General features: G+C 36.2%; 25 protein-coding genes and 1 pseudogene. 13 read left to right on the top strand and 13 right to left on the bottom strand.

Annotation, left to right across the window (positions count from 1 at the left end; genetic code table 11):
* The first annotated feature begins 544 nt into the window (after positions 1 to 544).
* The gene (locus tag MSBR3_RS19850; RefSeq protein ID WP_155396662.1) at positions 545 to 691 is read left to right on the top strand and encodes a hypothetical protein; all 147 of its coding nucleotides are present in this window, start codon (positions 545 to 547) and stop codon (positions 689 to 691) included.
* Positions 692 to 843: 152 nt separating this feature from the next.
* Here MSBR3_RS19850 and MSBR3_RS02020 read toward each other — a convergent pair whose 3' ends face one another.
* Entirely contained in the window at positions 844 to 1,101 is a 258-nt protein-coding gene (locus tag MSBR3_RS02020) for a hypothetical protein (protein ID WP_048106098.1), read from the bottom strand.
* Positions 1,102 to 1,238: 137 nt separating this feature from the next.
* Between MSBR3_RS02020 and MSBR3_RS02015 the strand changes: the two genes are divergently transcribed.
* Entirely contained in the window at positions 1,239 to 1,868 is a 630-nt protein-coding gene (locus MSBR3_RS02015) for a CatA-like O-acetyltransferase (RefSeq protein ID WP_048106096.1), read from the top strand.
* Between the two features lie 397 nt (positions 1,869 to 2,265).
* Positions 2,266 to 3,963 carry a catalase gene (locus MSBR3_RS02010; protein WP_048106094.1) on the top strand — a complete coding sequence of 566 codons (1,698 nt, stop codon included), beginning with the start codon at positions 2,266 to 2,268 and terminating at the stop codon, positions 3,961 to 3,963.
* A 424-nt stretch (positions 3,964 to 4,387) separates the two neighbouring features.
* On the opposite strand, the gene MSBR3_RS02005 is transcribed toward MSBR3_RS02010, so the two are convergent.
* A complete protein-coding gene (locus MSBR3_RS02005) occupies positions 4,388 to 4,738 on the bottom strand; it encodes a hypothetical protein (RefSeq protein ID WP_048106092.1) in 351 nt (116 codons plus the stop codon).
* A gap of 14 nt (positions 4,739 to 4,752) precedes the next feature.
* Positions 4,753 to 5,031, bottom strand: coding sequence for a hypothetical protein (locus tag MSBR3_RS02000; RefSeq protein ID WP_048106090.1), 279 nt, complete (start codon positions 5,029 to 5,031; stop codon positions 4,753 to 4,755).
* 131 nt (positions 5,032 to 5,162) lie between these two features.
* Between MSBR3_RS02000 and MSBR3_RS19845 the strand changes: the two genes are divergently transcribed.
* Positions 5,163 to 5,408 (top strand): CatA-like O-acetyltransferase, encoded by a 246-nt coding sequence (locus MSBR3_RS19845; RefSeq protein WP_230627690.1) that lies wholly within the window; start codon positions 5,163 to 5,165, stop codon positions 5,406 to 5,408.
* Between the two features lie 116 nt (positions 5,409 to 5,524).
* On the opposite strand, the gene MSBR3_RS01990 is transcribed toward MSBR3_RS19845, so the two are convergent.
* From MSBR3_RS01990 to MSBR3_RS01970, 5 genes are all read right to left on the bottom strand, one after another.
* On the bottom strand, positions 5,525 to 5,923 hold the full coding sequence (locus tag MSBR3_RS01990) for a DUF2283 domain-containing protein (protein ID WP_230627688.1): 399 nt from the start codon (positions 5,921 to 5,923) through the stop codon (positions 5,525 to 5,527).
* A complete protein-coding gene (locus tag MSBR3_RS01985; RefSeq protein WP_155396660.1) occupies positions 5,889 to 6,224 on the bottom strand; it encodes a hypothetical protein in 336 nt (111 codons plus the stop codon). Before MSBR3_RS01985 ends, MSBR3_RS01990 begins: the two co-directional genes overlap by 35 nt.
* A gap of 549 nt (positions 6,225 to 6,773) precedes the next feature.
* Positions 6,774 to 7,466 (bottom strand): YqaJ viral recombinase family protein, encoded by a 693-nt coding sequence (locus tag MSBR3_RS01980; RefSeq protein WP_196296989.1) that lies wholly within the window; start codon positions 7,464 to 7,466, stop codon positions 6,774 to 6,776.
* A 518-nt stretch (positions 7,467 to 7,984) separates the two neighbouring features.
* Positions 7,985 to 8,704, bottom strand: a complete 720-nt coding sequence (locus tag MSBR3_RS01975; RefSeq protein WP_048106082.1) for a hypothetical protein — start codon at positions 8,702 to 8,704, stop codon at positions 7,985 to 7,987.
* The gene (locus MSBR3_RS01970) at positions 8,701 to 8,934 is read right to left on the bottom strand and encodes a hypothetical protein (protein ID WP_048106080.1); all 234 of its coding nucleotides are present in this window, start codon (positions 8,932 to 8,934) and stop codon (positions 8,701 to 8,703) included. The genes MSBR3_RS01975 and MSBR3_RS01970 overlap by 4 nt, the downstream gene beginning before the upstream one ends.
* A gap of 325 nt (positions 8,935 to 9,259) precedes the next feature.
* Between MSBR3_RS01970 and MSBR3_RS01965 the strand changes: the two genes are divergently transcribed.
* Positions 9,260 to 9,778 (top strand): CatA-like O-acetyltransferase, encoded by a 519-nt coding sequence (locus tag MSBR3_RS01965; RefSeq protein WP_268989135.1) that lies wholly within the window; start codon positions 9,260 to 9,262, stop codon positions 9,776 to 9,778.
* A 123-nt stretch (positions 9,779 to 9,901) separates the two neighbouring features.
* On the opposite strand, the gene MSBR3_RS01960 is transcribed toward MSBR3_RS01965, so the two are convergent.
* Complete coding sequence (locus MSBR3_RS01960; protein WP_048106079.1) at positions 9,902 to 10,507, bottom strand: pentapeptide repeat-containing protein; 606 nt, start codon at positions 10,505 to 10,507, stop codon at positions 9,902 to 9,904.
* Between the two features lie 50 nt (positions 10,508 to 10,557).
* A complete protein-coding gene (locus tag MSBR3_RS19840; RefSeq protein WP_155396658.1) occupies positions 10,558 to 10,737 on the bottom strand; it encodes a hypothetical protein in 180 nt (59 codons plus the stop codon).
* A gap of 290 nt (positions 10,738 to 11,027) precedes the next feature.
* Between MSBR3_RS19840 and MSBR3_RS01955 the strand changes: the two genes are divergently transcribed.
* On the top strand, positions 11,028 to 12,197 hold the full coding sequence (locus MSBR3_RS01955) for a DEAD/DEAH box helicase (protein ID WP_230627684.1): 1,170 nt from the start codon (positions 11,028 to 11,030) through the stop codon (positions 12,195 to 12,197).
* 405 nt (positions 12,198 to 12,602) lie between these two features.
* Here MSBR3_RS01955 and MSBR3_RS01950 read toward each other — a convergent pair whose 3' ends face one another.
* A complete protein-coding gene (locus MSBR3_RS01950) occupies positions 12,603 to 13,733 on the bottom strand; it encodes a right-handed parallel beta-helix repeat-containing protein (protein ID WP_048106076.1) in 1,131 nt (376 codons plus the stop codon).
* Positions 13,734 to 13,963: 230 nt separating this feature from the next.
* On the opposite strand from MSBR3_RS01950, the gene MSBR3_RS01945 reads away from it, so the two are divergent.
* Positions 13,964 to 14,182 carry a hypothetical protein gene (locus MSBR3_RS01945; RefSeq protein ID WP_048106074.1) on the top strand — a complete coding sequence of 73 codons (219 nt, stop codon included), beginning with the start codon at positions 13,964 to 13,966 and terminating at the stop codon, positions 14,180 to 14,182.
* A 313-nt stretch (positions 14,183 to 14,495) separates the two neighbouring features.
* Here MSBR3_RS01945 and MSBR3_RS01940 read toward each other — a convergent pair whose 3' ends face one another.
* Both MSBR3_RS01940 and MSBR3_RS01935 read right to left on the bottom strand, forming a co-directional pair.
* Complete coding sequence (locus MSBR3_RS01940; protein ID WP_048106072.1) at positions 14,496 to 15,875, bottom strand: hypothetical protein; 1,380 nt, start codon at positions 15,873 to 15,875, stop codon at positions 14,496 to 14,498.
* An 8-nt stretch (positions 15,876 to 15,883) separates the two neighbouring features.
* On the bottom strand, positions 15,884 to 16,780 hold the full coding sequence (locus MSBR3_RS01935; protein ID WP_048106070.1) for a hypothetical protein: 897 nt from the start codon (positions 16,778 to 16,780) through the stop codon (positions 15,884 to 15,886).
* A gap of 209 nt (positions 16,781 to 16,989) precedes the next feature.
* On the opposite strand from MSBR3_RS01935, the gene rsgA reads away from it, so the two are divergent.
* The 6 genes and pseudogenes from rsgA to MSBR3_RS01905 form a co-directional block, all read left to right on the top strand.
* Positions 16,990 to 18,087, top strand: coding sequence for a ribosome small subunit-dependent GTPase A (gene rsgA / locus MSBR3_RS01930; RefSeq protein WP_048106067.1), 1,098 nt, complete (start codon positions 16,990 to 16,992; stop codon positions 18,085 to 18,087).
* 280 nt (positions 18,088 to 18,367) lie between these two features.
* Positions 18,368 to 19,477 (top strand): DUF362 domain-containing protein, encoded by a 1,110-nt coding sequence (locus tag MSBR3_RS01925; RefSeq protein ID WP_048106065.1) that lies wholly within the window; start codon positions 18,368 to 18,370, stop codon positions 19,475 to 19,477.
* 330 nt (positions 19,478 to 19,807) lie between these two features.
* A complete protein-coding gene (locus tag MSBR3_RS01920; protein WP_048106063.1) occupies positions 19,808 to 19,993 on the top strand; it encodes a hypothetical protein in 186 nt (61 codons plus the stop codon).
* A gap of 530 nt (positions 19,994 to 20,523) precedes the next feature.
* On the top strand, positions 20,524 to 21,864 hold the full coding sequence (locus MSBR3_RS01915; RefSeq protein WP_230627682.1) for an acetylserotonin O-methyltransferase: 1,341 nt from the start codon (positions 20,524 to 20,526) through the stop codon (positions 21,862 to 21,864).
* Between the two features lie 264 nt (positions 21,865 to 22,128).
* Positions 22,129 to 22,404 carry a PAS domain S-box protein gene (locus MSBR3_RS01910; RefSeq protein ID WP_155396656.1) on the top strand — a complete coding sequence of 92 codons (276 nt, stop codon included), beginning with the start codon at positions 22,129 to 22,131 and terminating at the stop codon, positions 22,402 to 22,404.
* A 95-nt stretch (positions 22,405 to 22,499) separates the two neighbouring features.
* Positions 22,500 to 22,823: pseudogene (locus MSBR3_RS01905) on the top strand (PAS domain-containing protein); the annotation flags it as partial.
* Positions 22,824 to 22,876: the final 53 nt, after the last annotated feature.

The following is a 22,876-nucleotide window of genomic DNA, read 5'->3' as shown; positions in this document are numbered from 1 at the left end:
ATTATAACTATCGGTTGTATTATAACTATCGGTTGTATTATAACTTTTGGTTACTCAAAACTATCAGTTGGTTACATATTGCATAGGAGAAAAATATTAGATACCGACAAGGCTTTGGTACTAATTTTACTTGAATCAGAAATCGAATAGAATAGTATTAAAATTTGTAGTAAAGCTTCTCGTTTAAAATCAAAACTCGAAGATTTCTACGTAACCCTCTTTATTTTAACTAATTCTTAATTGAGCCTATCTTGGAAATTGGATCTCTGAAACTCCCCTCAACGCCCGCATACTGCGGAGCAGCAGATATCGGGCGGTTGCTGACAAAAAAGAAGAACCTTCGGGAGCTTAAAAAATGCATTGCAATTTGCACATTCGGTTGCAACCTATAAAGTCGTTAATTTGTATCTTCCCGAATTGCCAAAAAATTCCTGCTAAAAATGATTTAATTTCAAGACAGACTCTTACTGAGTATATCCTATTGATATACTCAGAAACTTCACGATGCATAGGCATTTAATTATTATTGATCTATCTATATAATATGGTAGACACTACGACACAGGAAGACATAAACAAAAGGCTTGATAATATAGAAAAAATTCTCATGGAAATCAGGGATGAACTGAGAGCATCAAATCAAAGATTAAGAGAAGCAAAGGGCGGAGGAATAGAAGTAAAGGGAGAGTAAAATCAGGTACTGTGTAGTCTACAGGATCCGGGATAAATTTTCGGTAAGCTCTAAAGTTGTTCAGGGGGGAAAAAACCGTCAACTACACAGAGCCCTTTCAGACATGTTTTCACACAATCTCTATCTTTATGCTAACTTTAAATAATTATTTTTCACAATTTTTTCACAATTTTTTTGAGAAGACCGTTCGCATACTCCTCGGATGATGTGAAACTCCTTCGGAAGATGTGAAAGGGAACTGCACGAGAAGCTATTGCAAGGAACTTTTCGTCTGTTTTGCTCATATATTTCCTTGCCTTCAATAACATTGCTATTAATTCATCTGAAACCTCGGAATTCTTATCATATTCAAAAAACCTCTCTGCGCCTCCTTCTTCAAGAACAAGCCCAATTTCAATAGATTTTGCCATTTGTGAATCCCTTATTTATATAACTCAACTATCGAGTTAGTGTCATTATGTATTCTATTAACAGATCCCTGCCTGGGTCTTGAAACTAAAAAAGAAAATATACCGTAAAGTAGATTGTATTGAACGAAGGCATAAACATGGGAAACAGATACCAAACAATAGATTTTGAAACATGGAAAAGAAAAGATTATTGTCAAATATACAGGAATGCAGTACAACCTCAATATTGCGTAAGTTTTGAACTTGATGTGACGAACTTTAAGAAGCGTGTTAAAGAAAACAACTGGTCATTTACGATGGCGTTTATATTTGCCGTTACGAAATGCGCAAATGAAATCGAGGAATTTCGGTATCGTTTTCTTGATGGTGAAGTTGTGTTATATGAGTCCATTGATACCTCATTTACATATCTGGATAAAGAAACGGAATTATTTAAGGTAGTAAATGTTCCCATGCAGGACACGATTGAGAAGTTTATACAACTGGCAACCGTAACGGCAGAAAATCAAAAAGAACATTTTACAGGACCTGTAGAAAATGATGTATATCAATTCTCAGCCTTGCCGTGGATAACATTTACGCATATTTCGCACACGGATTTCGGAAACAGGGAAAAAGCGCAGCCCATATTTGACTGGGGAAAATATCAGGAAAGGGAAGATAAATTTATGATGCCGTTTGCAGTCCAGGTTCATCATGCATTTGTTGATGGCATTCATATTGGTAAACTTGCGGATAAGCTGCAGAGATACCTGGATGAAGTGTAGACTATAAGCAAAATGGAAAGGATCAGTAAGTAGTTCACTAATTTTTACTTTTTTTAAAGTTATGTCCTCAAAAATTGGGTTTCACAGTAACTCCTGTGCATAAAACATTAAAATTACAGGATGAAGGTCCTTGAAAAATAATAGTTTTAGTGCTGGAAAAAGATATAGTAGTAAATGTTAACCAGAACTAATATAAGGTTTAAATTATATCCTTAAAAAAGTAAAACACTAAAAATATTTGCCTTTGGGGAAAAGGTTTTGATGTCTTGTCAGGTCTGCGGGGAAGAAATAATTTATATGTTTAAATCTGCTTGAAATGGTTTTTTCCTTATGGACTGATGAGGTCTTAATGTGAGACATAAAAAGCTACATGATAGCACATAGTTGAGGATATTTTATGAAAAGCGACAACTGTAAGAATCCTATGGATAAAAATCAATTAGGTGAGCCGCTTCCGAGCAGAAATCAAACAGTGGGGGATACTACAGAATTAACTACAGTAGCAGGAGCTCCTGTGGAAAGCAATCAGGATAGCATGACAAGCGGTAGACGCGGGCCCCTTATGCTTCAGGAAATCTGGTTTTTGGAAAAATTAGCACATTTTAACAGAGAAGTAATTCCAGAGCGCAGAATGCATGCAAAAGGCTCAGGAGCATTTGGTACATTTACTGTAACTCATGATATAACCAATTACACTAAAGCAGCCATATTTTCTGAAATAGGAAAACAAACCAAAATGTTTGCACGCTTTTCTACTGTAGCTGGTGAGCGTGGAGCGGCTGATGCAGAGCGTGATATTCGTGGTTTTGCTTTGAAGTTTTACACTGAAGAAGGAAACTGGGACATGGTAGGGAATAATACGCCTGTGTTCTTTTTTAGAGACCCTTTAAAGTTTCCTGATCTAAACCACGCTATTAAACGTGATCCACGTACCAATATGCGTAGCTCAAACACCAACTGGGATTTCTGGACATCTTTACCAGAAGCTCTGCTACAGGTAACTATTATTATGGGTGATCGTGGAATACCTTCTTCTTACAGGCACATGCATGGATTTAGTAGCCATGCCTACAGTTTAATAAACAAGAATAATGAACGTGTATGGGTAAAGTTCCATTTCAGGTCACAACAGGGTATAAGAACCCTCACCGACCAGGAAGCTGCAAAAGTTGTCGGAATGGACCGTGAAAGTCATCAAAGAGACCTTTACGAAGCCATTGAAAAAGGCAAGTTTCCAAAATGGAAAATGTATATACAGGTTATGACAGAGGAACAGGCCAATTCTATGAAGAATAATCCCTTTGACCTAACTAAAATGTGGCATAAAAAGGATTATCCACTGATACCGGTGGGTGAATTTGAATTAAACAAGAATCCTGAAAACTATTTTGCAGACGTGGAACAGGCTGCTTTTTCACCAGCTAACGTAGTCCCTGGAATAAGTTTTTCCCCGGACCGTATGTTACAGGGACGTTTGTTCTCTTATGGAGATGCACAGAGGTATAGATTGGGTGTAAATCACCATCAAATACCTGTGAATTCTCCTCAGGGTGTTAAAAACTATCATAGCTTCCATAGAGATGGACAGATGAGAGTTGATGGTAATAGAGGAAGTCAACTGCATTATGAACCCAATAGCTATGGAAATTGGAACGATCAACCTCAATACGCACTTCCAGTTGAAAAAACGGGTTCGACAGACATCTGGAGGTATGATTTCAGAGAAGATGACAGTGATTATTACACCCAACCAGGGGAGTTATTCAGAGCTATGACTTCTGATCAGCAACAGGTTTTGTTTGAAAATACTGCCAGAAATCTGGGAGATTCTACTCTCCAAATCAAGCACAGGCATATTTACAATTGCTATCAGGCAGATCCCGAATATGGTAAAGGTGTTGCAAAAGCATTGGAAATAGAGATATCAACCGTTGATTTAAATTTGCCAGCGCGTACTTCAAGAAAAGCCAATTATGAAGCAAACAATAAACATCCTGAATTAAATCAACCTACAATGAAAAAAGATTCGTGCAGGGAGATTGATACTAATGGTGATCCATGCATTGAACCCGAAAATGATCCGTGGCTTTTGTAACTATTGAATAATGAAATTTGGCATTAGCGGTAATATCAGGTCTTAAGAAGGATATAAAAAATTATAGAGGGATATAAAAAATTATAGACTCGACTGTAGCTGAAATGGTTCAGAGACCTCATAGACTTGATAATACCTTTTTTAATGTTTTGGAGTATGTTAATGCTTTGACTCTTAATCTGTTTTTTATAACAGACAATTATATTTTTTAAATTTCAATACTTTTTCATGCTTAAAAACGGCATCAGTAGATATCAAGGAAAGAGTCTGTGGCTTTTAAGAATTTTTACATTTGATTCCCATTTTCACGATACCACGGATAATACAAATTCTGTACCCTGCCGTGGATAACGTTTACGCATATTTAGTACACGGATGTTAGATTCAAGGAAAAGTAAAGACAAAGGAAAAGTGAAGGAAAAATTCACCTCTTGTAACCAAATACTTTATCGTATTTTTTATGATCAATTATATCAATCACTATTACGAGAGTGTCAATATCCGGATTACCAGTTGTAAGTGTGTAAAGCATTCTCCAGAAACCGGGAAGTTCTACTCTAAACAGGTTCTTTACTTCATATTTAGTTTTATATTCAGAAGGAATTAATCTTTTAGCAACTGGATTTCCATAATGAACATCGTTTTTTATTAACTCTATTTTTTGATGAAAAGCATTAAGAATTGTCTCCTCCTGCTTTGAGTGCGAAGCCTTACTTATAAGAGATTCATATATTTTCTCAGCTTCAGGAGTTAATCTTACACTTACACGCTTCATAGCTTATTCACACTTTAGAGCTCACGTCCGTAAACCGCAACATTTCTTAAATTCTTGTTTGTGTTGTGAATCCACGTTATCCCTCTTAACCCTACAACTATTTTATTACTTTTTTCAAGATATTCTAAAATAATCATTAAAGTATTATGGTTTACCTGGCGTGGAAGTGCTTTTTTGAGTTCCGGAATCGTTATAACACTATCTGGAGAGTTTTGTAGAGTATCTTCTACCATTATAATAGTATTGAGAGTTGGAGAAGGTTTTACCTTATCAGAATTTAATGTCTCTGCCATTTATTCACTTCCGTAAATCTGTAATGATTATGTAAGAATCAGATATTAGTTAATAACTTATTAATATCTATGGATACTTATGGTTTCTGGTCACATGTGCAGAGACAATCTTTTTTCATCATAAAAAATAGATGGGAAGGAAAAAAAGTGTTTCAAAATTCTCAGGTACTACCAGAGATCTCGACTGGAGGATGGCGTTTATATTTGCCGTTACGAAATGTGCAAATGAGATCGAGGAATTTCGGTATCGTTTTCTTGATGGTGAAGTTGTGTTATACGAGTCCATTGATACTTCATTTACATATCTGGATAAAGAAACGGAATTATTTAAGGTAGTAAATGTTCCCATGCAGGACACGATTGAGAAGTTTATATAACTGGCAACCGTAACGGCAGAAAATCAAAAAGAACATTTTAAAGGACCTGTAGAGAGAATCTTGTACATACGTTTTTCAAGAGCTCATGCCCACTACTTTGGGTTAAAAAAATAAAATTAGCAACATAATGCAATTTCTTGATTGCTGATCGGAAGGTTCATACTATTTAATCCAACTGCTTCCATACATTTACTAATTGAGTTGTTTCTTTTAACTATAGTAATTTTCATAGCTATTTTGATAGTTTCTTTATGAACTTCAATATTGGCATCAAAACTTTTTAAACTTTGTAAATCTGCTTTTAAAACGTTAAATTTCTTTGATGCATCCAGTATCTCAATAGCCATTACGCAACCGTCTTCGCTCATATCAAGTATTATACCATCTAAATCCATAGATTTCTTGTACTTTTTACCAGTACCATAAAAGAAAGCACTATCGTTTTCCAAGTCATAGTCATATTTACTAAGTTCAATCCCCCTAGACATCTTCTCTCCTCCGCTTTTTGGCTTCATCAGGGAAGCAACTTACTAAATTAATTCTAACTGGATCCGAATTCTTTATGCTTATAATAACCACAAAATCATCATCATGGTTGAGATTATAGATTAATTTAAATTTACCTTCTGATAGTTTGAATATACCACATGGAGTATCATTGAGAATAATATTTACTACTCCATTTGCATCTGGTATATCACTCTTACGTTCATCTGTCCTTATATTAAAGTGATAAGTCGTATGGAGATTATTTATCTCAATCTTTGACAGATAATCAAGAGCGTCTTTAACCGTATAAGAATCGCCATTTGACATAAAAATCAATGTCGTGTCTGTTATTGTGCAAATTATTGAAGGTAAAATACTTTCAAGAATAAATAACTTATAACATTTAGGAGAATATACAATCTGTTTTTCCGATATCTAATTAATTTATATACTATAAGTTTTACAATAAATTTTGATACTAATAAGTTGTTGGTCTCTTTATTAATGTACTTAATTATTTCCTTTTCATAACCATATCAAGATTTGAATATATGTCATAGAAAAGATTTGGGAAATAAATCAACAGAACTCTTTTTCTCACTAGAAAGACACAAACAAACTAATTTTTGAAAGAAAGGAAGGCAAGCCTTCCCTCAAGCTCCGGCTTAACTTCCTCTTTATACTAATTTAGGCAATCAATGTTACCAAATATTGAAAACAAGTATATTCCTAAGGCGGCGGCAAAGTATGGTGTTTATTAAGTCATGAAACTAAAAATGGATAAATGCATACTAAAGAAACCGATGAAACCATCGGTGAATCTCCAATGTAAGATTAGGTAAATTTCAAGATTTCAATAATAATTGAGATAATATATTACTTTAAAACCCCATTTTTCCAGATGAAATCTTTCTCTAGATCGTGATAATATTTCCTGAGCATATCTATGTGAATTTGTGAATTTTTAGCTTCTTCGAGGGGTACACAAAATACTTCTATCGGAGAATCTGGATTTCCTCCTAAACCCAAAACTACATAAAACGGAATTTTCCTATCATGAGAATAAGAAAAGTATCTGTCTATCTGGTCTGGATATGACCAATTAAAAAATCCATTTACCAGACGAGATCTATATTTGCATTCAACACAAAAAGTTTCATTTGTTGTTCTATCTCTGATCACCAAATCCGGATTGCAATCTGACTCTACGTAGCGATTATGCTTTCTGCACATATCCGTAGTCCATTCTACTATAGAAAAAAGTTTGTCATCAAATTTATCAACAACATATCTTTCAAATTTATTTCCTTTTTCTACATTCTCAGATTCGACATTAAGCTCATTTTGATAAGCATCTGGTGATAGCTGTTCTTCTGAATGATAACAATTTTCGGGATTTTTTTCTGAATCAGTAGATTCCATACTCATAATTTCCTTATCTTTAAAAGGACCTTTACATTGAAATGACTGTAACCTATTATTCGTTATATAACAGACAATTAAAGATATCAAAGCAAGTGGTATGAATACATAATAATATGTAACAATCATCTGAATAATTTCTTTCAAAATCAGGAAAATAAAACATAAGCATATAAGCGCGATTACAAGCTTATCTGTGTTCAAGATTCTTTGTTTAGAAGCTCTGTATGGTCTCCGCTTATTATAGTATCTATAATTTGATTTACGTGTCACCATCGATATCTCCTAAAATTCTAGCATAGGGCTATATATAAATTGACTAAAAAAATATAAAAAGTTATCCCATATTTGAAATTAAAAATGTTTTTTTGAAAGCTCACCAAGGAAAGACAAGCAACGGACTCAAAAAATCTCAGGTGCACTTCTGAAAATTGGGAAGCAGCCAGTTGTAGGGGATTTTGCCGTTTTGCTTGACCAGATCGAAAAACTAAACAAGGTGTATAAGCAAGCGGTCCACTTCATAGCTAGCTTAATCGAGGAAAACAGTAAATTGATATGAAGCTCTTGCCAGAAGTCATAGAGAAAAATCCAGGTGGCGCTTCTGATGATAACTTTTTGTGTTAGGGAGTGTGTAAAGGGGCTTAAAGGATTTGATGGTTAATCGTTCATTTAATTTTTGATAACACACATTCATCTAACCATGCTGGGATAGAATTTTCATTTGACAACGTCAATGAATTATCTGGCTTTTTTTCAGCGATTAATTGCATTTGTTGTGTTGAATTATCAAAGATGTATGCTCTTCTACAATGTTGTAAAGCGGTAAATAAATTCTCATGTGATCGTATATACCGATCTTGGATTTTGTCAGTAGGAACATCATGTCCCCCATTTAACACTCTCTCTTCCACACGACCGTAATTGATGTAAGAATCTACCGTGCTTACAAAATATAAATATACTTGCCATTCACAGTTTTTTGCGTTTTTGAGAAAATCTACTTTTGATGAATGTGAAAGAACAGTCTCATATGAGAATAATGTTTCTTTTGAGTTAATATAACAATGCCGTAAATAATCAGCCAACATTGCACCCATATATGAACTTCTGTTTGTTATATTAAAACAATTATCATTAATTTTGATATTTTTGGTGTCAATGTTGCATTTGTTGTAAAATGGAGACTGAGATATAAAATCTTGAAAATTGTTTTCATCAACTTTTAATCCAAAGTCGTTGAAATTAAGCACATTGATTAAATTAAGATCATCAGGATTTATGTGACGATTAGGATTAATCAATTTACTTCTTTCTTTGATAAACTGATTAACTAGCGTTGTTTTACCAGACCCGTTTGGACCTGCAAATACTCTCATGCGTTTCATAGATAGTATCGTCTTTTTTCTGGAATTACTGAACTGTTTTCGATTTTTCGAATAATTTCAGTTCTTCCATCTGGATGCATCTTGACAATGGCTTCGCCTTGCTGTATAGTTACCGACCTTCCGTGACTAAATGCATTTTTTCTCGCGTTGCTTGAGGCTGTTTTTGCGATCCTTGCAATAGCTTTACATTGTCTTATTTCATTTCTTTGTCTTTTATTTATTATTGGCATTATAGAATCCCCCTTCGCAAATTCAGCACATTTACTGTTATATACAACATTTACATAAATAGATTTGTATTGGTATTACCCTCACAATAACCATGGTACATTTTCGTATTTAGTTATAAAATTATTACTCAGCCTTTTAAATTTCTTATACAAAAAATAAACAAAATGATACAAGAGAAGAGTGACCAAGCTAGATTCTGAATTAAAGTGGCTCCAAACCTTTTATTTACATGAAACGTTTTCTTCTTGTTTTCATAGTCCTATAAACCCATTGGAAAGCATTTTCCTGTATTTGCAAAGCTAGAAAAGCTACAGACCTAAAGAACTGGTCTTTTTAAATTGGCACGTTAAAGAAAATAACTGGTCATTTACGATGGCGTTTATATTTACCGTTACGAAATGCGCAAATGAAATCGAGGAATTTCGGTATCGTTTTCTTGATGGTGAAGTTGTGTTATATGAGTCCATTGATACCTCATTTACATATCTGGATAAAGAAACGGAATTATTTAAGGTTGTAAATGTTCCCATGCAGGATACGATTGAGAAGTTTGTACAACTGGCAACCGTAACGGCAGAAAATCAAAAAGAGCGTTTTACAAGGCCTGTAGAAAACGATGTATATCAATTCTCAGCCTTGCCGTGGATAACATTTACGCATATTTCGCACACGGATTTCGGAAACAGGGAAAAAGCGCAGCCCATATTTGACTGGGGAAAATATCAGGAAAGGGAAGATAAATTTATGATGCCGTTTGCAGTCCAGGTTCATCATGCATTTGTTGATGGCATTCATATTGGCAAACTTGCGGATAAGCTGCAGAGATACCTGGATGAAGTGTAAATAAGCATGATGGGAGGACCGGCAGTTCATTAATTTTTACTTTTCTTGAAGTTATGTTTTCAGAATACGTAGGTTTAACAGAAAAACATCTGCATGTAAGAAATATGTGAGTGAGCCAATACCTTACACAATTTTGACTCCCAGAATCCGCGCAGCAAGTTCTATTGCTTGCCCGGCATTGACTATAGCCCCTCTGAGTTCATTTCGTGTATCGGATACTGTGATCCCGTCAATAATACAATCCGATAAATCGATGCCTTTGAGTAAGGCTTTAAAGAAATCCGCTCCTGTGAAATTAACCGCTTTCAGCGTGGGCTTCTTTAACCGAATCTCGGATAAGAAAGCTTCCGTAAAATTGCAGTCACGAATGGTGCAGCTCTCCAACACAGAACTTGAAAAATCTGCATATCGAAAGGAACCGTCCGCTAAAGAGGTTTCTTTCATGTGGCTCTTGCTGAAGTTGCTACCATCGCCTTTACACGTTAATATTTTAGAGCCTTTCCAGTAGCTTTCCATAAAACTGCAGTTTGCAAAATTGCAGTTATCAAACACCGAATTGTAAAAGCTGGCTTTTGAAAAATCACATTTGATGAACTGGCATTGTATAAACTGTACCGATTCAAATTCTATCCTTGCGATGTCGACATCCGAAAGCATCTCGCCTTCAAAGCGCATCCTTTCTATATATTTGTCATCAGATTGTGCAGCTATAATTTGGCTTTCCAGCATGCTTCCATCTCCATAGACTGATGTTTCTAAATGATTATTGACAGAATTATTTATTTGTTTTTTGTGAGTGCCATCTCATATTTGTCCATTGGCATTATGAGAGTCTTCCATATAAGCCAGAAGCGATACAGGATATAGATATTATCTAATGATAGATGAGTGAGCCTTGCAGTGTTATGCGGTATATTGGACGTGGTGACGCGCAAACAAACCGGAAACGGCTCTTGCATGAAGCGGCACACTATTACAAACGGAACCTTTGGAAAAACAATGAATGCTGGGTAATCACATTATCAAAATAGGCAAAAGTATAAAGGGAGAGTTCACCGTTATAAGCGATTACTAACTTTTAAGCGTAAATTAATCTTAACTTTTTTAAAGTTGTGCTTATAGCTCTTAATTGTTTTTAATATGTCTTAAATATATGAATATGAAAAAGCAATTAAATAGCTTTTTCAGAAAAATCACGGAAAGTCTAACTATGAATAATTTTAAAAAACTAGGTCTCAGTAATGCTGTTTTGAAATCAATAGATGAACATGGCTTTGAAAGCCCTACAGCAGTACAGGAAAAATCAATTCCCCTAATTCTTGCTGGGGAAGATGTTATAGCCGGAGCCGCAACAGGTTCCGGAAAAACACTCGCATTTGCTTCCGGCATATTACAAAATTCCGAAAAAGGAAAAGGAATTCAGGCTTTGATCCTGACCCCTACAAGAGAACTGGCGGAGCAGGTGGCAAATTCTTTCAGGAAATTCTCAAAATACGACCCGTTAAATATCGTATCTATCTATGGCGGTGTAGGGATCAATCCACAAATTAAAGAATTAAAGAATGCCGAGGTTGTTGTGGGAACACCCGGCAGGCTACTCGATCATATCAGCAGAAATACCATCAAACTCAATAAGATGAAAACCCTTGTCCTTGATGAGGCAGACCAGATGTTTGATATGGGATTCAAAATGGATGTAGAAAAAATTATCAAGGAATGTCCTCAAAACAGGCAGACCCTTTTGTTCTCTGCAACCGTTACAAAAGATATTGTCCAGCTTTCCCGCAAGCACATGGAAAACCCGGTTCGAGTATCAGCAGAGTCTTATATCGACCCGCAAAAATTGAATCAGATCGTTTATAAAGTACAGGATGACATGAAATTATCTCTGCTCGTGTATCTTCTACAAAATGAAAAGTCAAACCTCGGGATGGTTTTCTGCAACACAAAAAGAAACACTGAAAAAGTCGCAAAAAACCTGAGAAAATCAAGTATCAATGCCGTGGCAATTCATGGAGGATTGACACAGAACGAACGAACTCGCATAATGGAAAAATTCCATTCCGGGAACATATGTGTCCTTGTATGCACAGATGTAGCCGGAAGAGGCCTTGATATACAGGGTGTTTCCCATGTTTACAATTATGATATTCCCAGGGAGAGTAAACAGTATATTCACAGGATTGGAAGAACTGCACGAGCAGGAACAGAAGGAAAAGCGATAAATATCCTTTCCAAAAATGACCATGCTAATTTCATGAGTGTGCTGAAAGACAATCATGTAGATATTAAGGAACATGCCCTACCCGCTCTGAAGAAGATTGTAATTGAAAGACCGGAAATAAGATTGCCAAAGCCGGTAAATAGGATGAACAACCCCTCCAGAAAAGGTCGTAAACCCAGGCACAAAAACTATTAAACACCTTTCGTCTGTGCATTGCATTATAACTAACCATTGACCGATTGGCATCGGCAGGAGCAATGGACTGCTCCTGCAAAACCCAGGCACGAGAATAAGAACGACGGCCAGTTCGTGCCACTACGATGTCAACGCGCCGAATTATAAAATAAGGTTTTGAGTTTCCAGCCGGTGGTGAAGACAATTTTCCTTTAGGTTTAATTCCATGCGCTCCCTGGTTAATTAGTTTTTATTATTCCTGAATGCTCGTAAATTGCATCTCACATTCTTTCTTTTCACGCACCGCGCTCCGCTTGAACCCACCTGCGTACAGTAGATAAAAATGAAATCATTAGCCGCGCTGGGAAGTCTGACCCCCAAAATATCAACCATGTAGCTGGGGACAACCCAGTACCTATTTTTTAATTAAATCCCAAAGACATCTTTCAAGTTTCCGCTGAACATGTTTCCTTCACTTATAACATTGAACTTACAAGGCACCGTAACAGCAATTGCATAACCTGCGTACGCATCCCTATTAAAAGGAGCCACAGTATTCTTTATTTCATTGCTTGTAAGACGCACAACATACCCGGACCCTGCAGAAGTAGTTATGTAGGTTCCTATTCGGATACCGTTACAGTTACCATCCAGGACATTTTCCCGAATGTCTACTTCTGTCCATCCATCCAGGCATATTCCAGCAACGGCTGAAAGTCTATCAGCAGTTTCTTTGTCTTCAAATACAGGCATTTGCCCACAGTTTGTTATGGTATTTCCTTTAATTGTAAGTCCTGTTGCTGCATCTAAAGCAGGTGCAGTATGACCGGCTGCCCAGATCCCTGGCCCCTGGCAACCATCAATAATATTGTTGAGTATCCAGACATTCGATGTAGTTTCGTTTGCCCTGGAGTTTTCAATCTGAATGCCTGGGCCTGTACGAGGTTTATACTTCGCAGTGCTCTTTATTATATTGTCCTGGAAAATCACATTCCTGGAGCCTTTAGAGCGCAGGCCTGAATTGATCCTTGTATAGATCTCATTTCCTGAAGCTTCTACGTCAACACACCTTTCACAATAGAAACCATCATGTCCGATGCCGTATATTTTGTTTCCAGAGACGGTTACGTCTTTTGAGTCCAGAATCCTGACACCATCACCTTTTGAATTTTGAATTTTCACATTCCGGATTTTGACTTCTGAAGCCCTGTTTCCTCCAAATAGATTATGGTAACCTTTCCCATGAAGCACATTCTGCTTATCAGCCAGCCCACCAAACATGAACCCTTCAAACAGATAATTTTCACCCGAGAAGCTGAAAACCGGTACCTGTGGCTTCCAGAGGCACATCGAAGCATATGGTATTAGCTGGATGATTGCTTTTTCATCTCCGGTTATGGTCGTGCCAGGATGGAGCTGAATAGGAGTTTTGGCCGTAAATGTTGTCTTCGTTCCTGTTGTTTTGAGCTCTATTTCTTCGTATTCACGGCCATCGCCGACTTTATCAAAACTACTCTGAAGAAATGTTCCTGGTGTTAGAGTCAGTACGTTTGTCATATGTTATGCAGGGTTCCTGAGATTGAAAAAGAAAATTGAATTCTTATTAAGGTCTTTTAATTTTAAGAGTTTTATTACACATGACCAGTTACGATATATCTATTTATTAAAGCATTTAAACTGATAATACGAGAGTTGTTAAATCTGCTTTTCAATGTATCCCTATAAACAGTCGAATTAATAAAAAAATTAAATAAGTTTATTTATTAAGATATACATAGAAAGTAATTATGAAAATAAGTCCGGAAACAAAAGAAATGGCATTGTATGTCACAATTGCCTTAGCTTTAGTAATGATAGCTCTATGTATAGGACCAATAATTTCAGGCTTAGCAGGATATATACCAGGAGTAAAAATAACAAGTTCAGAAGCAACAAGTTATTACATACAATCATTACTTGCCGTAGTGATTGGTTTACTTCCTCTAAAAAAAAGAGAACTAAGCTAAACCAATGAGTAAAAAAAGAGAAATTTAACTATCAGTCAAAGCTATCTTTTTCTAAAAGATAATACTTCACTGGAGATATATTGCGAGTGTACCCCCAATATTTTGATTTTTCTACTATGTATAAAAGAGCGCTACGCATATTTAATATGTTGTATAATAATAGTTCCCAACCTTATTTAAGTTATTGGTGGCATTTACAACCAAAAAAACAAAAATAAGCCTTAAGAATTCTTTATTATATAAAATATACAAAAAAAGTACAACCTAAGATGACAGAGCATAAATTAACTTTCAAAATGTAGTTTTTACCCAATTACATGTTATTCTGAATGTAATTCCATACAAAATCCTTTACTTTTACAGCTACGGGGTAGGCTTTACTAACAGGATCTATCAACTTTATTAAATTCTCAGATATCTTTGCAATTTTTGAAAAGCTCATTTTTTCATTATAAGTTTCTTTAATTCCTTCATTAATGTTAGTTTTCACTTCATCTTTGTTTTGTATTTCAATATCAGATTCATCAATAAGATTAGCTAACTCATTAAAAATATCTCGAAGTTCTTGAAAATCCATAGTTACAACACTTTGTTTCACATCTTTAGAATCAATAGCCATATTCCCAATCTTCCCATAATTACGCATGTCATAATAACTCACAGAAAAATCTCCTGAATTTTTTAATTCATCAGCTATTGGGCCAATTCTCTTAATAAATAAGAAGAAATACTTGCGATTAAACTTTTTAAAATCAAATCTAAACTCTAAATGGTGATGCCCAGGCAATTCGAGCAGTTTTTTTTTAATTGTGTCTATATAAGCAGGATAATTATTCCTAGATAAAATTCCAAAATTTTCGTTATGTAAAATTTCTTTATTTTCTTGATATAATATTGTAAAAGTACAGTTGCATAGATTCCCAAAACCGTTATTACTAATAATTACTTTATTATCAATTATATTAATCTCAGAAATCCGTGGAAAAAGTAGAACTCCGCGATCACGCATTTTTTCATCATACTCAAGAGGAGAAAAAAGGTTTCGGAAGTGTTTTTGACTATTATCTTTTGAATAACAGTAATTCTCAGAAGTAAAAGAAATACATTTTCCAAATGTAGTATATACAATATCTAGTTTCGTTATATAAGTATCTAAATCATCAGATTCTAGATCGTATTCGCTATCAATTAATTTCTGAGTATATTTTTTATTCAAAATTTCAAATATTTTATCTTCGAATTGAGTAAGCATTTTATAAGGAACATTGATTCTTGGATCTTTACCAAATACAAGCTCTGGATCACACGAGTCAATAATGTCTATTTCATCTAAAATTTCATTTTTTAATATAATTGAAATTAAATTGTAAAATATTCGTGGATGATTTTTATATATTAAAGAAATATCGCCTGCATACTTTTGGTCAATTAAAAAGATAGAACTATGTAAGAACAGGTAATTCATACAGTATAAAGAATTCTCTATACAAGAATTCATAATTCGAACATACAGTTCGATATCTTTTTTGGCCAAATCAATAGAAGATATGAATAATTGATTTTTTAAATTACTATCTCCAAAATTTGATGCTAATAGTGAATTAGCTGTAACTAATACAGTTCTCAGATCGGATCTTGTGTAAGCTTTGTTTGCGAGCTTTTGAAAAAAATCCTTAAAATCTGATTCAATCATTTCAACCCTCAGAAATCAAAAAGCGATTTTTGTGATTTGTCTTCGTCCTTTTCATTTATATAAATTTCTTTGGATACGATTTCGTCATAAATTTTTCTCGCAAAAGAATAATAGTGCTCTTCGATATCATAATCATCATTTAAAGATGACCAAGAAATTCGAGGGAACTCTAATGTGACCTTTCCATCAATATCGATAGTAAAAGCCACCGGATAGCTTTTATCGAGATTTTCGTATGTAGCCCAGATTTCTGATTTGAACATGTTGACTTTAATTTCATCGTTTTCTATAATCTCTTTTATTTTTTCTGCTTTTGGATTGAGTTTCTTAGAACGGATTGATGTGTACTCTGCTGTTTTAACATTACCAAATTCTTCTTCACTCGCAGGATCAAATCGAATCTCAGAAAGTCCGTCTACATATTTATTTATACATAATTTCCGAAGTTCTTTCTCACTAAATTTAGTAGGGGTTAAATCGAGTACATTGAACAAATTGTTATACGGAGCATGCCACAGATTCTTACTTATCTTTCCCCCATTAAAGACCAATAAAGTGAGTTTATTATCTTCAGGAAAGTGATCCACATACATAGTAGCCAAGATTACATTTGAAAGGTTATACCGTCTTAATACTGGATTATCTTCATAATCTGTGAGTAACCCAGTTAAAGTTTTGTTGCCCAATTTGCCAAACAGTGCAGAAACGTGATCTCCGTATGGTTTAGTGTAAACACAACCGAATTCTTTGGTGATATTTAATTTGTTCTTCGAAAATTTATATATAATCTCATCAAAATCAAAAGGAGAGTCGGTTTTATACTTAACGATGGATAGTGTTCGATAACGATCGATATCAGAGTCATCTGTTTCCGAGATAATTTTAAAAGGATGGCTACTATCCATTATATCAACTCATAATATTATTTAGGTATTTCAAATATTGAACAGGTTATTAATAATTACTAAATAGAACATGCGTATTAATTTTCCGATTTTGTCACTTTTCCCCCTTTCGCACAAGCCTGAATAAGAAGGAATTTTTCAGGCACAATTGAACTTTTACAGGACGAAATATCAAAATATTTATCCATTTAATCAAATACTTCTATCTCATGAACAATCATAGCGAAACAGAAAGTTCAATTCACTGCGACGCCGATAAAATTCCAGGCTGGAATAAAGAACTTGAACTGGCTTTTTCTGCCTATAAAGGCCCCTACACGCCCGGAAGAATCGCATCAAGGCATAAAACGGTCTGCGAGGTCCTTGTCTCTGGAGCTGTCGTACAGGCTGGAATCTCAGGTGCGCTTCTGAAAATTGGGAAGCAGCCGGTTGTAGGGGATTTTGTGGTTTTGCTTGACCAGCCTGAACTGGGCTCACGTATGGTTGTAAATATTCTGCCCAGGAGGACCTGCCTTTCAAGAGGGGCAGCAGGAGACGGGGGCGGAGAGCAGGTAATTGCTGCAAACCTTGATACCATTTTTATCGTGACGTCTTATGGTAAGGATCTCAACCTTCGAAGGCTTGAGAGGTATCTTGCCATTGTGTATTCTTCAGGTGCAAGCCCTGTAATTTTACTTAACAAAATCGACCTTGAAGATAACCCAACCCGGCTGGTAGAAAAAGTTCGGTCGATTGCAGGTAACGTACCTGTTATTCCGTTAAGCGCCCTTTCAAAAACCGGGCTTGAAGAACTTAGCCCTTACCTCAACCAAGGGGAAACAGTTGCATTAATAGGCTCCTCCGGTGTCGGAAAATCCACGCTTATCAACGCTTTTCTCGGTAAAACCGTCCAGAAAACCGGAGATATCCGGAAAGACGATGAAAAAGGAAGGCATACAACTACAGTTCGCCAGCTCTTCCTGCTTCCGAATGGAGCAGTCCTTATAGACAATCCTGGGATCAGGGAAATACAGCTCGGAGACTCTGCAGAAGGGCTTGAAAAAGCTTTTTCCGAGATCGTTGACGCAGCCCGCAATTGTAAGTTTAAAGACTGCACTCACCGCGACGAGCCGGGCTGTGCTGTGCTGAAGGCGGTTGAAAACGGGATAATTCCTGAGGAACGGCTTGCCAGTTATCACAGATTAACTGGAGAACTCATATTCCAGTCAAAAAAAGCAGAAATTGGCCTAAAACGACTTGAAAAGGAGAAATGCAAGAAAATAGCGCTGGATATTAAAAAATATAAGAAATCTACAGGGAAACTGTAAGATGAAGTGTATTTTTAGGCGGGACTTCTCAGGAATTATCAGTCTTTTAGCACTATATTGTGTTATTTTGCTGCTTCGGTATGTTGTGCGAGTTTAATCAACTGAAAACAATTGATGAAAACAATTGACTGAAGATAATCGACTGATATTAATCGACTGAAGCAGTATTTTTCTTTTTTTCTTATTCTCCCCTGGCAGCGCAATGCCTAAAAATAAACAGCACTTTTTTAATTGCATAGGTTTCGTGAAAAGCACGAATCCGGATTTAGGAGGCGCTTACATGGCAAGTAAAGTTTATTTCGCAGACCTGAGGGCAAAAAATCCGCAGGAGAATACGATCAGCAAAATTCAGAGGCTCTTCGACGAAGCAGGTTTTGCCGAACTCCTTGGAGAAGGTGATTTGACTGCGATCAAGATTCATTTTGGAGAGTATGGGAACGATGGATACATAAATCCCGTTTTTGTGCGGCAGGTTGTGGAAAAGATCAGGGAAGCCGGAGCAAAACCGTTTGTCACGGATACGAATACTCTTTACTCAGGCAGCCGGCATAATGCAGTTGACCACCTGACGACTGCGATTGAACACGGTTTTGATTATTCCGTTGTCAGGGCTCCGCTTATCATATCTGACGGTTTGAAGAGCCAGAACTCTGCAGATGTAGAGATCGGAAAGAAACATTTCGAGTCCGTGAAAATAGGAGCGGATATTGCTGCTGCGGATTCTATGATTGTGATGTCTCATTTCAAGGGACATATAGTAGCCGGTTTTGGAGGGGCTATAAAGAACCTCGCTATGGGCTGTGCTCCTGCAATCGGCAAGAAGGAACAGCATTTCAGGACAAGCCCGCATGTAAATCAGGATAAGTGTATAGGCTGCGAGAAATGTGTTGAAATTTGTCCTGTAGGAGCTTCTTCTCTTCTTGGAGAGGTTTCAATGATTGATCCCAATATCTGTATAAGCTGCGGACAGTGTATGGAAGTTTGCCCTGTGGGGGCTATAACTATAGATTGGGAACATGACATTCCTGAGTTTCTGGAGAGTCTTACGGAGTATGCTTACGGAGCAGTAAAAGGAAAGGAAGGAAAAGTGGGTTACATAAATTTTCTGCTTAAAATTACCCCTGACTGCGACTGTGTGCCCTGGAGTGATGCTCCGATTGTGCCTGATATAGGGATTCTCGCTTCAAAAGACCCTGTTGCTCTTGACCAGGCAAGCTACGACCTCGTAAATAGACAGAAAGGGCTCGTCAACTCCTCCCTTCAGTGCAACCACGAAGCTGGAGCCGATAAGTTCAAAGGGGCATGGCCAATGATCGATGGAACCCACCAGCTCAAGTACGGAGAAGAAATCGGCATGGGTCGCCGTGAGTATAAATTGATTGAGATTTGAGCTAGTAATTTGAGCTAATATAAAGACAGACTGAAGTCTGAGTTTTTTAAAGACCGGTTGAAATTCGACCTCATTTAAAGAATTAACTATCAGAGAAGTCAATTCTCAACAGCTTTTCTTTTTTACTTGTTCCTTAAACATAAAGTTCTGAGTTATATACTTAGTTGTAAGGGTTAACTAAGGTCAATTTTCAGGTCAATCCTTAATCAATTAACAAATCAACTTTAATTGCTTTAACCGCAAATCTATTTTTTAAAAAGATAAATATAGCAGATACTACAACTTAATATATAGATTAATCTTACCCAACTTTACTGGAGATGAATTAGAGTGACCATCTGGGAATATGATGTTAAAGAGATAAGGTTCAGTGAGTGGTCAAAGACAAAAGAAGATCTTAACAGCCTTGGAACTGATGGCTGGGAGCTCATCAAATTTGCAGACGAAATAGACGAAAACGGTATGATAACAGCTGTTTTTAAAAGACCGGTAGATTATGTTGACGCAGCCCTTTAAAGTTCTGTTTTTAATTTTATAATTTTTTGCCCTTTTTTCTGCATAAAACATTGCTTTAAGAGTTTGGCTTACAGATTGTTTAATTTTCTTAGGTTGTTTATTTTTCTCAGGTATTTATTTTTCTCAGGTATTTATTTTTCTCAGGCTGCTTATTTTTCATTTTTACTTTTTATTTTTGTTTTCTTAGTTATTTTTTTTGTTTTTACTTTTTGTTTTTGTTTTTTAGTTATTTAGCATGAAAGTGCTGCCATCTGCAAGCACTTTCATTGGTTGTGCATGTTATTCAAAGAATATCATGTTCATTTTCTTTATTTTTTTTATTTTTATTTTAATCTTAGTGTGAAACAACTATCCTTCATTTTTGAGTAATAAGTCTTTTTTCATGAGTAGTACACTTAGTTAACAATGTTTACTAATTTTGTTATAAGATAAAGCTTTAACCATATAAAATATTACTATATTTTAGAAATTAGTGTCAGACTGATAAGAATCAGAGTAGTATGCGGAAAGTAAGAATCAGGAGCCAGGAAATGGAAACTCAAATTGGAAACAAAGCAGAATCTGACAAGGAAGTTCATAAGCAACAAACAGAACCCGGAACAGAACCTAGTACACAAAATAAAGAAACAAATCCGAGATTCAATAAACAAAATGAAGATACGGAAGAAGTAAAAAGCCAGTTAAGTGTCGGAATCGAAATTAAAGACGGCAGTAATGCTGAAAAAGCTGAGGAATTATTTCAAAAGCCTGAGATTGATTTTGATCGCTTTTTCAAGTTTATCGATTCTTCAATTCAGGGTTTAAAAGAGTACAGTCTGATTGCCTCGGCTCTTGAGCTCGGAGTATTTGAAGCGCTTAATACTCCTTTGTCAGCAAGGAACCTGGCTGAAAAGCTTGGCTGTGATCCTCTGCTCATGCCTTATTTCTGTGAAGCTCTTCACAGTCTCGGATTCCTTGATAGATTTGAGGAAGGGATGGATAAGGAAGAAGAAAAGGCTCAGGTTGTAAAAACAGATCCAGTAGCCGGTCAAGAAAAAGGAAAATCCGAAACCGGATCCGAGAACACTGATAAAGAAATAAATAATGGTGGAGCAGTATACCTTGTCTCGGAACTCAGTGCGACTTATCTCCTGGAAAGTTCTCCGTTTTCTCAGCAGCATTACCTTGCCGAAAGGGTCCGAAATGTTGAACGCTGGGCTCGCCTTCCTCAGATTCTAAAACAGGGACCTGACATTGTCGAAAAAGGACCTTTTTTTGGAGAAATTGTCCACTGCATGGCTGAAAACGCACGTTGTGGCCTGCTTCAGGAAACTATAAAGGTTGTCACGGAAAACATTGATTTTACAAACGTCAAAAGGCTGCTTGACATCGGGGGAGGGCACGGGCTTTATGCAGTCGCTTTTTCAAAGCTTAACAAAGACCTTCAGGCTTTTGTTTTCGACCTTCCTCCTGTTACTGCAGAAACAAGATATTTCATAGAGAAATACGGAGCTTCAAGAGTAGATACAATCCAGGGGGATTTTTTTAAAGATGAAATAGGAAGTAACTATGACCTTATCTTTTCTTCCTTTAACCCCGGAGGAAAAGTTCCTTCCCTTATCCCCAAGATAGCTGAAGCATTAAATCCAGGAGGCATTTTCGTAACCAGGCAGATGCCTGACGAGAAAATGAAATCAAACCCGCTTCTCAGTCTTGACTGGAACCTCTGGACTTTTGAAGGTGTGAAAAAAGGGAGATCAGGCTACAGTTTCGAAAACAGCGTTCCCTTTAATGAATATATAGGGCTGCTTGGCAATTACGGGCTTGAAGTCTTCCGTGCTCTTGACATGATAGACGGCTCAAGGATTGTGTTTGCACGGAAAATAACCTGAATTTTGCCTCAATTACTATTTTTTTCAGTTATCTTTTTCCATTAATTGGCATTTTATGATTATCATTACCATATTAGTTATATATTAATTAATGACGTGATCAACTAGATATTGTTAAATATAAAATTGTTAATTATATATCTTAGAAATTACCTTCGCCTTTATTTCCTATAGAGATAACTATTAACTATCATGAATATAATCTAACTTATTGGCTTACAGTAAACCGAATTTAGAAAACATCAGAAAACTTGTTTTAACTTTATAAGTACTTATTTAACCAGGCATCTTGCCCATAAAATACAGAGTTTATCTGTGAATTTGAGTGTCAAAAAAAAGAGCGGTGATTATGCCTATCTTGAAGAAAACGGAACCTATATACTGGACTCAAGAGGAAGTATAAGCAGGATCACCGGAGTCGTAAAAGATATAACAGAACAAAAGCTTGCAAGCAAAAACCTGCAAAAAAGTGAGGAAAGGTACCGCACAGCAGCCGAGCAGACAGGGCAGCTAGTATTTGATCAGGCTCGATACGCATGAGGTAGAATGGGCAGGAGCTATGGGAAGTAACAGGTTACTCTCCGGAAGAACTCAAAAATTTTGATAAATTACTCTGGATATAACACCTCCATCCTGAAGATAGGGACAAAACAACAAAAAGTCTGGAGAAATTCCTAAGGAGAAAAGCAAGAGTTCAGATGGAGTTCAGGTTCAGAAGAAAAGACGGAAGATATATCTACATGGAAATTCGGGGCGTCTGGCTAACAAATGACGAGGGAGAAGTTTATCGGACCATTGGTGCGATGAAAGACATTACAGAATGGAAATGTACACTGGAAAAGGTTGAAGCGAGTGAAATGAAATACCGCTCTCTTATACAAAATTTCTATGGGATTAACTTTGAAACTCCCAAAACCCTTGGCCTACAGCTGGTAAGCATTCTGGTTAATCAACTGTAAGGCGAAATCGAATTGAAGCGAAAAAACGAAACCAAGTTTAGCATAAGGTTCAA

The sequence above is a fragment of the Methanosarcina barkeri 3 genome (genome assembly GCF_000970305.1).
In the GTDB taxonomy this organism is placed as follows: Archaea; Halobacteriota; Methanosarcinia; order Methanosarcinales; family Methanosarcinaceae; genus Methanosarcina; species Methanosarcina barkeri_A.
The sequence above is the reverse complement of the archived record's forward strand: the minus strand, read 5'-3'. Positions and strand labels throughout refer to the sequence as shown.

Excerpts from the sequence above, each read along its gene's own strand:
- MSBR3_RS19840 (WP_155396658.1), bottom strand. The coding sequence starts at position 10,737 with ATGCAAGAGCCGTTTCCGGTTTGTTTGCGCGTCACCACGTCCAATATA.
- MSBR3_RS01925 (WP_048106065.1), top strand. The coding sequence starts at position 18,368 with ATGGCAAGTAAAGTTTATTTCGCAGACCTGAGGGCAAAAAATCCGCAG.
- MSBR3_RS02005 (WP_048106092.1), bottom strand. The coding sequence starts at position 4,738 with ATGAAGCGTGTAAGTGTAAGATTAACTCCTGAAGCTGAGAAAATATAT.
- MSBR3_RS02015 (WP_048106096.1), top strand. The coding sequence starts at position 1,239 with ATGGGAAACAGATACCAAACAATAGATTTTGAAACATGGAAAAGAAAA.
- MSBR3_RS01935 (WP_048106070.1), bottom strand. The coding sequence starts at position 16,780 with ATGGATAGTAGCCATCCTTTTAAAATTATCTCGGAAACAGATGACTCT.
- MSBR3_RS19845 (WP_230627690.1), top strand. The coding sequence starts at position 5,163 with ATGGGAAGGAAAAAAAGTGTTTCAAAATTCTCAGGTACTACCAGAGAT.
- MSBR3_RS01945 (WP_048106074.1), top strand. The coding sequence starts at position 13,964 with ATGAAAATAAGTCCGGAAACAAAAGAAATGGCATTGTATGTCACAATT.
- MSBR3_RS02010 (WP_048106094.1), top strand. The coding sequence starts at position 2,266 with ATGAAAAGCGACAACTGTAAGAATCCTATGGATAAAAATCAATTAGGT.
- MSBR3_RS01960 (WP_048106079.1), bottom strand. The coding sequence starts at position 10,507 with ATGCTGGAAAGCCAAATTATAGCTGCACAATCTGATGACAAATATATA.
- MSBR3_RS19850 (WP_155396662.1), top strand. The coding sequence starts at position 545 with ATGGTAGACACTACGACACAGGAAGACATAAACAAAAGGCTTGATAAT.
- rsgA (WP_048106067.1), top strand. The coding sequence starts at position 16,990 with ATGAACAATCATAGCGAAACAGAAAGTTCAATTCACTGCGACGCCGAT.
- MSBR3_RS01985 (WP_155396660.1), bottom strand. The coding sequence starts at position 6,224 with ATGTCAAATGGCGATTCTTATACGGTTAAAGACGCTCTTGATTATCTG.
- MSBR3_RS01915 (WP_230627682.1), top strand. The coding sequence starts at position 20,524 with ATGGAAACTCAAATTGGAAACAAAGCAGAATCTGACAAGGAAGTTCAT.
- MSBR3_RS01940 (WP_048106072.1), bottom strand. The coding sequence starts at position 15,875 with ATGATTGAATCAGATTTTAAGGATTTTTTTCAAAAGCTCGCAAACAAA.
- MSBR3_RS01990 (WP_230627688.1), bottom strand. The coding sequence starts at position 5,923 with ATGAAGCCAAAAAGCGGAGGAGAGAAGATGTCTAGGGGGATTGAACTT.
- MSBR3_RS02020 (WP_048106098.1), bottom strand. The coding sequence starts at position 1,101 with ATGGCAAAATCTATTGAAATTGGGCTTGTTCTTGAAGAAGGAGGCGCA.
- MSBR3_RS01970 (WP_048106080.1), bottom strand. The coding sequence starts at position 8,934 with ATGCCAATAATAAATAAAAGACAAAGAAATGAAATAAGACAATGTAAA.
- MSBR3_RS01975 (WP_048106082.1), bottom strand. The coding sequence starts at position 8,704 with ATGAAACGCATGAGAGTATTTGCAGGTCCAAACGGGTCTGGTAAAACA.
- MSBR3_RS02000 (WP_048106090.1), bottom strand. The coding sequence starts at position 5,031 with ATGGCAGAGACATTAAATTCTGATAAGGTAAAACCTTCTCCAACTCTC.
- MSBR3_RS01950 (WP_048106076.1), bottom strand. The coding sequence starts at position 13,733 with ATGACAAACGTACTGACTCTAACACCAGGAACATTTCTTCAGAGTAGT.